8 protein-coding genes are annotated in these 8740 nt (G+C 37.2%); 3 read left to right on the top strand and 5 right to left on the bottom strand.

What is annotated here, in order from left to right; translation table 11 throughout:
- Positions 1 to 131 precede the first annotated feature (131 nt).
- From FJ213_04340 to FJ213_04350, 3 genes are read right to left on the bottom strand one after another with little or no spacing between them, the layout of a single operon-like run.
- A complete protein-coding gene (locus tag FJ213_04340; protein MBM4175387.1) occupies positions 132 to 1034 on the bottom strand; it encodes a hypothetical protein in 903 nt (300 codons plus the stop codon).
- A 12-nt stretch (positions 1035 to 1046) separates the two neighbouring features.
- Entirely contained in the window at positions 1047 to 1937 is an 891-nt protein-coding gene (locus tag FJ213_04345; GenBank protein MBM4175388.1) for a class I SAM-dependent methyltransferase, read from the bottom strand.
- Positions 1938 to 1946: 9 nt separating this feature from the next.
- On the bottom strand, positions 1947 to 2972 hold the full coding sequence (locus FJ213_04350) for a class 1 fructose-bisphosphatase (protein MBM4175389.1): 1026 nt from the start codon (positions 2970 to 2972) through the stop codon (positions 1947 to 1949).
- A 181-nt stretch (positions 2973 to 3153) separates the two neighbouring features.
- Between FJ213_04350 and FJ213_04355 the strand changes: the two genes are divergently transcribed.
- From FJ213_04355 to FJ213_04365, 3 genes are all read left to right on the top strand, one after another.
- Complete coding sequence (locus tag FJ213_04355; GenBank protein ID MBM4175390.1) at positions 3154 to 4560, top strand: hypothetical protein; 1407 nt, start codon at positions 3154 to 3156, stop codon at positions 4558 to 4560.
- Positions 4553 to 5668, top strand: a complete 1116-nt coding sequence (locus FJ213_04360) for a hypothetical protein (protein MBM4175391.1) — start codon at positions 4553 to 4555, stop codon at positions 5666 to 5668. Before FJ213_04355 ends, FJ213_04360 begins: the two co-directional genes overlap by 8 nt.
- A 149-nt stretch (positions 5669 to 5817) precedes the next feature.
- Positions 5818 to 7161: a response regulator SirA gene (locus FJ213_04365; GenBank protein MBM4175392.1), complete on the top strand. Its 1344-nt coding sequence runs from the start codon at positions 5818 to 5820 to the stop codon at positions 7159 to 7161.
- 21 nt (positions 7162 to 7182) lie between these two features.
- On the opposite strand, the gene FJ213_04370 is transcribed toward FJ213_04365, so the two are convergent.
- Both FJ213_04370 and FJ213_04375 read right to left on the bottom strand, forming a co-directional pair.
- Positions 7183 to 7473, bottom strand: coding sequence for a hypothetical protein (locus tag FJ213_04370; GenBank protein MBM4175393.1), 291 nt, complete (start codon positions 7471 to 7473; stop codon positions 7183 to 7185).
- A gap of 338 nt (positions 7474 to 7811) precedes the next feature.
- The coding region (locus FJ213_04375) for an RHS repeat-associated core domain-containing protein (protein ID MBM4175394.1) at positions 7812 to 8740 on the bottom strand (929 nt) is incomplete at its 5' end.

Raw genomic sequence — 8740 nt, forward strand, 5'->3', positions numbered from 1 at the left:
TTGGAATTTTAATTAATCGAATCAAATTCTGATTTACGCAAAGGTGCCAAGCTTCAAAGTCTCGCACAGAACTTATTCAGTTACTTCTTAGTGTCTTTGTGCCTTAGTGGCATTTTAATTCATGATAACTGTTAGTGCTTAGTATTTTTATTCCTTCTTAGTTGTACCAGAACAGCTCCAATCGCAGCAATTACCATCCCAATTCCTTCCTGCATAGTGATTTTCTCATCGATAAAAAACCAGGCAAGAATTGCAATTTGAATAAGCATAGTTCCATTTATAATGCTCGATTCCATCGCTGTGAGCGTCCGAAGAGTTAAATTCCAAAGTGTAAATGCGAAAGCAGTATTGATGGCAGCTAACCAGAGCAGGAAAAGAAAGTTTTGCAGGCTGAGAGATGAAAATCCCTCAATCGATAAACCGACGATCAACAATAGTATTGCACCGATCCCCATACTTACAAATGTTACAACCAATGGACTAATATCTCTATTGCGGTTAATATCTCTTCCCAATATAGCAGATCCAGAATTTGCCATAACTCCAATAATCATTACTAATATTCCAATCCATTCACTTCCTGAAAATCCAATTGGATAAAAGTAAACTAAGATACCAAACACAAAAAGTACCGCACCAATCCACTGGAGTTTGGAGGGTATCTCTTTTAAAAAGAAAATTCCTAAAGTAGCAACGACTAACGGCGTAAAGTTTAACATTAAGCTAACCGTTACGGCTGGCAGCAAAGATAAACCCAGAAATAGTGTTCCTTGAGTGAAAAAATAAAAAACTATTCCAAGCAGGACTAACTTTTTAATTTGTGTTCTGTTTAGTTTGAACAACTCAGTTCTATAGTTTTGTTTAAAAACAAACGGTGCGAAAATTATAAACGCGAGAAAGTATCTGTAGCCCGCAAATGTAACCGGCGGAATTTCCGCCAATCCCCATTTGATTATTATGAATGAGGTGGACCATAAAAAAGTTACAAGAAGAGCTTGGAGAACAGCGAAAAGATTTGGGAAATGTTTGTTCATACCAGTAAATAATTATTTTACAGCAAATCCTGTCATGTTTTGTCCAGAGAAAAAAAATGTAATTGGTTTTCGTATAATTCTTTTTATAAAATTGATTTCCGAATTTCGACAGGCTGTGCAGCAAGTATTCACTTGATTGATATTTTTTCTCTCGTAATCTGTTTCGCCCGATATAAAGAATTTGAAGATTTGAACCGGATTCAGAAATGTTTTTACAAGCTCAACTCTTGAAAATTTTGCTTGTTTGAGCAGGAACTTTAACGAATTTGGCGAGAAGTGAAATAGGTGATAAGGCAAGTGCCAGCCATCCCATCTGTCGCCATGGACAAATCTATCTGTACTTAAAATGTTTGGAAGGACGATCCAAACAATTCCATTTTTCTTAAGCAGTTCACAACTTTTTTGTATCGCAAATTTTGGATCTGGAAAATGCTCAAGTGAATGATTGAATATTATTAAATCAAATTCTTTATTGGTTTTGAATTGCTCAATTTTACCATTGAAGAGATTTAAATCGAAATGTGATTTTGCGTATTTGCAGCCGTCAGAAGAAATTTCAATTCCATCTACCGAATAACCCAAATCTCTTAAAGCAGCTAAAAACTCTCCATTACCGCAGCCGATTTCGAGGATCGAATTGATCTTTCCAAATCGTTGTTCAATTCTTTGGAGATGAAATTCAGCCGCAGCTTTAACTTGTGGGTATTTTAAAAATACGTCATTGCGCGAAATGCTTTGAAGATAAAGTTCATCATAAAAGTTTTTAATTTCTGCGGTATTTGGCTGGGGATTTTGAAAAATAATTTTACAGCTTCTGCATTTCACCAATTTTGTCCGACCGAATTCCTTAAAGTCAGAAAGTTTATTGCAATAGCAAATCGGGCAAGAATCAAATATGTGCATTAATCCTTTTTACTTAGTGTCTAAGTCTCTTTGACCCTGAACGAATTCTTCGGCAATTCTCACATCGTGCAGACTTCCAATAAAAAGAGGAATTCTTTGATGCAATTCTTTAGGTTGAATATCGAGCATTCGTGTATGTCCATCAGATGCTTTACCGCCGGCTTGCTCACAAATAAATGCGAGAGGATTGCATTCATACATCAATCTGAGCTTGCCGCTTGGATTTCTATTATCCTTCGGATAAATAAATATTCCGCCATAGATTAAGTTTCGATGGAAATCTGCAACGAAAGAGCCGATATACCTTCCAGTGTATGGACGCCCTGTTTCTTTGTCATGCTGTTGTAAATACTTAATGTATTTTTTCAATCCCTCTTCCCAATAGAGATAATTTCCTTCGTTGGTCGAATAAATTTTTCCCTTAGTTGGAATTCGAATATTATCGTGTGAAAGAAGAAATTCACCGACCGATGGATCGAGCGTAAAACCATAGACTCCATTTCCGGTTGTGTAAACTAAAATCGTACTCGAACCGTAAACAATGTAACCTGCGGCAACTTGTTCGGATCCTTTTTGCAGACAATCCTCAAGCCTGCCAGCTCCATCTCCCGAGGATTTCCTTTTATAAATAGAAAAAATTGTTCCGATTGATACATTCACATCAATGTTTGAAGAGCCATCGAGTGGATCGAACAGCAAAACATACTTTCCAATTCTCTTGTGAGCCGGAATATGAATTAGCTGTTCTTCTTCTTCCGAAGCCATTACACAAAGATGCCCGCCATGGTCCATTGCGCGAATTAGAATTTCATGTGCAAAAATGTCGAGCTTCTTTACTCGCTCGCCATGAATATTCGTATCGCCAGTAAATCCGAGAATATCTACTAAACCTGCTTTGTTAACTTCAAGAGAAACAATTTTTGCAGCTAATGCAAGGTCAGAGAGCAATGCTGAAAGTTCTCCAGTCGCCTGTGGATGTCTTCTTTCACTTTCGATAATATGGCGTTCAAGAGTCATGAATCTTCTGTGCGGCATTTAATCCTCCAATTTGTTTTGAGAATAATTATAAATCTGAATTCCCCGTGTAAGAATAATTTTTAACAATTTCTATACATCCCTCAATCGTATTTTAAGAAATTCATTAATCAAATTCACCAAGAATTTTTGCGATAATTAGCTTAAGTTTGTTGAAAGAAATATTCAAAATGGAGGAAAAATGCACTATCCATGGTGGTATGTTGATGTGATCACCGCCCCGATGCTTATCGCGATAATCGCAACAATCCATGTTTACGTGGCAATGTATGCTGTCGGAGGAGGAATGATCCTCGCCTATGAGACGGGTAGAGCGTATCGCAATCTTCGCGAAGACACTCTAGATTATTTACGTTCACATCTGAAATTTTTTATTTGGCTTACGGTAGTTTTCGGTGCGATCACAGGAGTCGGAATTTGGTGGACTATAAGTCTTGCCTCACCATTAGCAACCGAAGCACTTATCCACATATTTGTTTTCGGCTGGGCAATGGAGTGGGTGTTCTTTATAATCGAAATTATCGCTGCATTTATTTTTTATTATTACTGGGGAAAACTTGATCCGAAAACTCATACTATCATTGGATGGATTTACGGAGTTTCTGCCTGGATGAGTTTAGTTTTAATAACTGGTATAACTTCATTTATGCTTCATCCAGGAAACTTCATTCAAGATAAAGAATTTTGGACAGCGTTCTTTAATCCTCAGACGATTCCACAAATTTTCTCACGAACCGGTGGATCAATTTTACTTGCGGGACTTTATTTTTTCCTTCACGCTTCAATAACAGTAAAAGATCCAGAATTTCTGAGAAGAATCGAAAGACGAATTGCTAAGTGGGCAATATTTGGCGCCGCATTCACATTGATCGGCGGTATTCTATGGTTCATTTATCTCCCTGAAAGCAGCAAAGCCGCACTTGAGGGTGCCGCATCGTTAAATATTTTAATGGGATTGGTTTTCGCGGCAACAGCGGTTGTTTTCTTTTTCTTTTATTTAGGTTCGTTAAAAGGGAAGGGATTACTCTCGCTCGGATATGCAATTCTGCTTTTTATTTTTGGATTGATTGCTGTCGGATCGAGCGAGTTCATCCGCGAAGCAGTCCGCAAACCTTATATTGTTTATGATTATGTTTATGGACATCAGATCTACAAAAGTGAAGTCGCAAAAGCAGAGCAGATCGGATTTTTGAATTTTGGAGCTTGGACGCGTCCGTACGTTTTAAAAAAATATCCTCAGCTTGCGGATCAAAACAACATGATTGACTATCAAAAGGTAAACGATCTTTCAAAGAATGATAAAGTCAAACTTGGCGAAACATTGTTTATGTATCACTGTAACGATTGTCATGCGGTAAAGGGGCTTTCGGGAATTCAAAGCATCACGCGCGGATGGAAAAAAGAGCACATCGAAACAACGATAATTGATATGGAGCGAATTCATTATTTCATGCCGCCTTGGTCTGGGAATAAAATCGAAGCAGAACTACTCACAAGTTATATCCAAAGCATCCAAATGCCGCATCCGATTTTAGATAAAGAAAATAATTCTGCTCAAACAAAAACTGAGGGAGGAAACCATGAATGAGTTTTTAGCTCCGATAAATGAAATGGGATTACCCGCACCAATTTGGTTCTTGAAGTTATTCAAAGTGCTCGGATTTGTTCTCCATCTTTGCATGATGAATCTGTGGTATGCAGGCATGCCGTTAGCCGCGATACTCTCACTCACCGCTGAAGGGGATACAAGACGAATAGGTGAACGAATGGTCATGTACATGCCTATCATTGTAGCCCTTGGAATTAATTTCGGAATTGTGCCTTTACTGTTTATTCAAACGCTTCACTACTCGCTTTACTATCCGACCGGAATCTTGATCGCCTGGCCCTGGCTGAGTGTGATTGTGCTTTTGATGTTTGCTTATTATGGAGTCTATATCTACACAACTCAAGTGAAGAATAATAATATCACAAAGATTGGAAAAATTTCGGTTTGGATCAGTGCAGTATTTTTTATTCTGATCGGATTTCTCTTTGCTAATAATTTTTCTCTTTTGGTAAATAAAGATGAATGGCTTAGAATTTATGAACAGACAAATGTCGCCGGTGCCGTGACAGGTTTTGCTTTGAATCTGCAAGATGCCTCGCTGCTTCCCCGCTGGCTTTTTATGATCGGCTTATCAGTTATGACAACGGCTGTTTATTTAATTATCGATTCGGTGTTTTTCGCGAAGAATGAAACTGATAATTATAGAAACACCGTTAGAAAATTTTCTCTAAAGCTCTATCTCGTGGGATTGATTTGGGCAGGAACCACGTCAGCTTGGTACATCTTTGGAACATTTTCACGAGATTTATTGGATGCAATTAAAACCGATCCGATTGTGCATGGACTTTTTGTTATCACAGGCTTATCAGCAATCGTACCGCTTGTTATAATGATAATCAAAAAGCAAAATTTCACAAAAGCTACTGCTTGGCTTCTTGGCGGTTTTCAATTTTTGGTGCTAACTTTTAACGTATTGAGCCGACAATGGGTGCAGGATTTTTCAATTGCTAAAATCGTCGATTTGAATCGTGAACTGGTTGTAACGCAGTGGAGTTCAATGATCCCATTTCTCTTAACCTTTGTGATCGGTGCGGCGGTGATATTTTGGATGCTGAAGAAAATTGTTGGGTTGAAGTCTATGTCTTGAATGTGCGATGTGGAGATGAGGCTGAGGCTTAGGCTGAGACGGAGACTAAGAAAAGTAATTAATATTTAATGAGTCACAGAATAATTTGATTTATAAAACGCCCTAAACTAAATTTGTCCACACAAATTTGAATAATAGAAAGAAAAGTTTTGAGTAAATTTAAGTTCGTAATTAAGAGAAGCGGGGCAATAGTTCCTTTTAATGAAGAAAGAATAGCAAATGTCATTTACAGAGCGGCAGTTTCGGTCGGCGGGCGTGACAAAGACAAAGCAGCCGAACTTGCTCAAAAAGTCGTGCAATTGATGAATGAATCATTTGAAGAAAACTACAAACCTCACGTAGAAGAAATTCAAGATATAATTGAAAAAGTACTAATTGAAAACGGTCATGCGAAAGTCGCAAAGGAATTCATTTTATACAGGGAAGAAGCTGCACGCTGCAGAAGGGAAGATTCACGGCATTATTCAAAACCATCGGAAGTAATTCCATGGGCAAAAGTCTGGCGCTCGCTTGATTGGGCAGTTAAACATAATCTGCACACAATCGAGTCGACAAACGAAAGAATAAGAAACGGCGAATTCCCTCACATTGTTCATGAATGCGAAACACTTTACGAAACGCAGCTCGATACTGCTTCGGATCTAATTCGTGAAAGGGCGGATGAATTAAAAATGGTAATGGTCAGCGGTCCATCCTCATCGGGAAAAACGACTACAACTTACAAACTCGAGCAAAGATTGAAAAAGCTGGGAATGAAGTTCGTTCCTTTAATTGTAGATAATTACTTTTTCGATTTAGAGCTTCATCCAAAAGATGAATTCGGCGATTATGATTTCGAAACGCCCCAAGCTTTAGACCTTGAGATGATAAATGAACATCTGAAACTTTTAGCCGAAGGCAAAGAGATCAAAATTCCATATTACGATTTCAAGGAAGGAAAAAGATATTCAGACAGAACAAAAATCCAGCTTCACGAAGGCGAAGTACTACTCATCGACAGTCTTCACGGATTATTTCCGGATTTCAGCCGGGAGATACCGGCTTCACAAAAGTTCAAGCTTTATCTCGAACCGCTTCTTCAAATGAAAACTCCGGAAGGAGAATATATTCAATGGACGGACATTCGGTTAATTCGCAGAATGCTTCGCGACTCAGTGCATCGTGCATACAAACCTGAGCAGACTTTACTCCATTGGCATTATGTTCGTTCATCTGAAAAAAGAAATATTCTCCCGTACTGCAATTCGGCGGATTATATTCTAAACACATCGCTTTCGTATGAAATTCCGCTTTACCGTCCAAAGCTTCTTGCAAGTTTTATTGAGTGGGAGAAAAAGTATAAGGACGACCCTTTAAGAATTGATGCATATACTCGTGCATCAAGAGTGCGTGGATTTTTGGATGCTATTGAACCGGTGGAAGACGATTCACCTGTACCGGGCGATTCTGTTTTGAGAGAATTTATCGGCGGGAGTGCAATTAATCTTCATTAAGTACTTTTTTATTATTTGCTGTCACCGACCGGTCGGTGACAGCAAATAACTGGTTTCGATATCACGTTCCTTTTCTGTGAATTTGTATTTTTCGTTTATAGCTCCGTATTCAAAGTTTTGCATTATTTCGCCGTAAGGATAGTAATCCTGTGCGTTTCTTACATTTCCTAATTTATCTACAGTTATTCTTATACTTCCTAAATGGTCTTTTATGTAGTATAAACTTGAATAAGTGAAGAATGGTCTTTCAGGTAAATCATCCCAATAGAATTTCACCCTTCCAATAAGTCCAAGTCCAAGTAAATTTAACATTTGTTTTCTGTCAAATCAGTACCGCGCATAAGATATTAAAATGATTGTATAATTAATTTTAGTTCAGTGTCTTCTCTTATATAATTTAATAATTAAGAAAAACACGTAATAAAAAATAAAATTTAAAATTAAATAAACATAGTCTGGAGTATTATGCATAGCATCCCATGTGGGATTAAAAATTAGTCTTAGGATAATTCCTGGTAATAAAATAAATCTCGTTATTTCTTCTATTGTAGAAGTAGGTAAAATATAAATTACAATTACAATTAAAAGCCAAAATGGTAAAGCTAAAACAAGGGTCTCTAACATAACTTTGATAAATGTACGAGGAGACATCATTTCTCGCCTTTTAGCTCAATTGAAGTTTTGTAGAAATCCCTGAGCAATCGAACAGTTAAATCAAATCTTTCATCGTTTATTTTAAATTCTCTTATTATATGAACACCCGCTTTAAGAAGCGTTAAAAAATTAAATTCTTTTGGTGGGAAAAAGAAATTTTCATCCCATTGTTGAAATCCTTCGTGTGACGGTGAAGTAATATCCATGATAGGATGTAATGCTTCGCCAAGTGAAAACAATGCAGCATCTCCTTTACCCTCAATAAACTCCTGTCTTTTAATATTTATATATTCATACATCCTATTTCTTGCTACCTCAACGGTTTCTCCTTTTTCTCTCATAGCATGCTTGAATTGTCCAATACTGCTTTGGTCTTCATCAACAAATTTACTTGCTTGTTGTAGTATAATAATTTCTCTTGACGTTAAAATATCCTTAAATGCTTCATATAAAATTTTATTATGAATTTTCTCCGGCCATTTACCATCTGGATCAAAATATCTTAACGGATTATTAAATGAATAATTATACGGACTCCACCCCCAATACTTCTCACTCAACGGGTCAACTTGTAACCACTTTTCAAGTTCGCTGTCATAGTAGCGTGCTTTAAAATAATCATAACCAGTTTCTGTGTCACGTTCCTTTTCTGTGAATTTGTATTTTTCGTTTATAGCTCCGTATTCAAAGTTTTGCATTATTTCGCCGTAAGGATAGTAATCCTGTGCGTTTCTTACATTTCCTAATTTATCTACAGTTATTCTTATACTTCCTAAATGGTCTTTTATGTAGTATAAACTTGAATAAGTTACTACCGGCTGCATAGACTCTGGCAGCTCATCATGGTAAACGTTTATTCGTCCTATTAATCCGTTTCCAAACAGGTTTAGCATTTTTAGTTTGTTTGTGTTCATATCGTAGACTG

Source organism: Ignavibacteria bacterium, assembly GCA_016873845.1.
Lineage (GTDB): Bacteria > Bacteroidota > Ignavibacteria > Ch128b > Ch128b > JAHJVF01.

What these genes read in the sequence shown, in the direction of transcription:
- FJ213_04340 (MBM4175387.1), bottom strand. Translation starts at nt 1,034, where the DNA reads ATGAACAAACATTTCCCAAATCTTTTCGCTGTTCTCCAAGCTCTTCTT.
- FJ213_04345 (MBM4175388.1), bottom strand. Translation starts at nt 1,937, where the DNA reads ATGCACATATTTGATTCTTGCCCGATTTGCTATTGCAATAAACTTTCT.
- FJ213_04350 (MBM4175389.1), bottom strand. Translation starts at nt 2,972, where the DNA reads ATGCCGCACAGAAGATTCATGACTCTTGAACGCCATATTATCGAAAGT.
- FJ213_04355 (MBM4175390.1), top strand. Translation starts at nt 3,154, where the DNA reads ATGCACTATCCATGGTGGTATGTTGATGTGATCACCGCCCCGATGCTT.
- FJ213_04360 (MBM4175391.1), top strand. Translation starts at nt 4,553, where the DNA reads ATGAATGAGTTTTTAGCTCCGATAAATGAAATGGGATTACCCGCACCA.
- FJ213_04370 (MBM4175393.1), bottom strand. Translation starts at nt 7,473, where the DNA reads ATGTTAAATTTACTTGGACTTGGACTTATTGGAAGGGTGAAATTCTAT.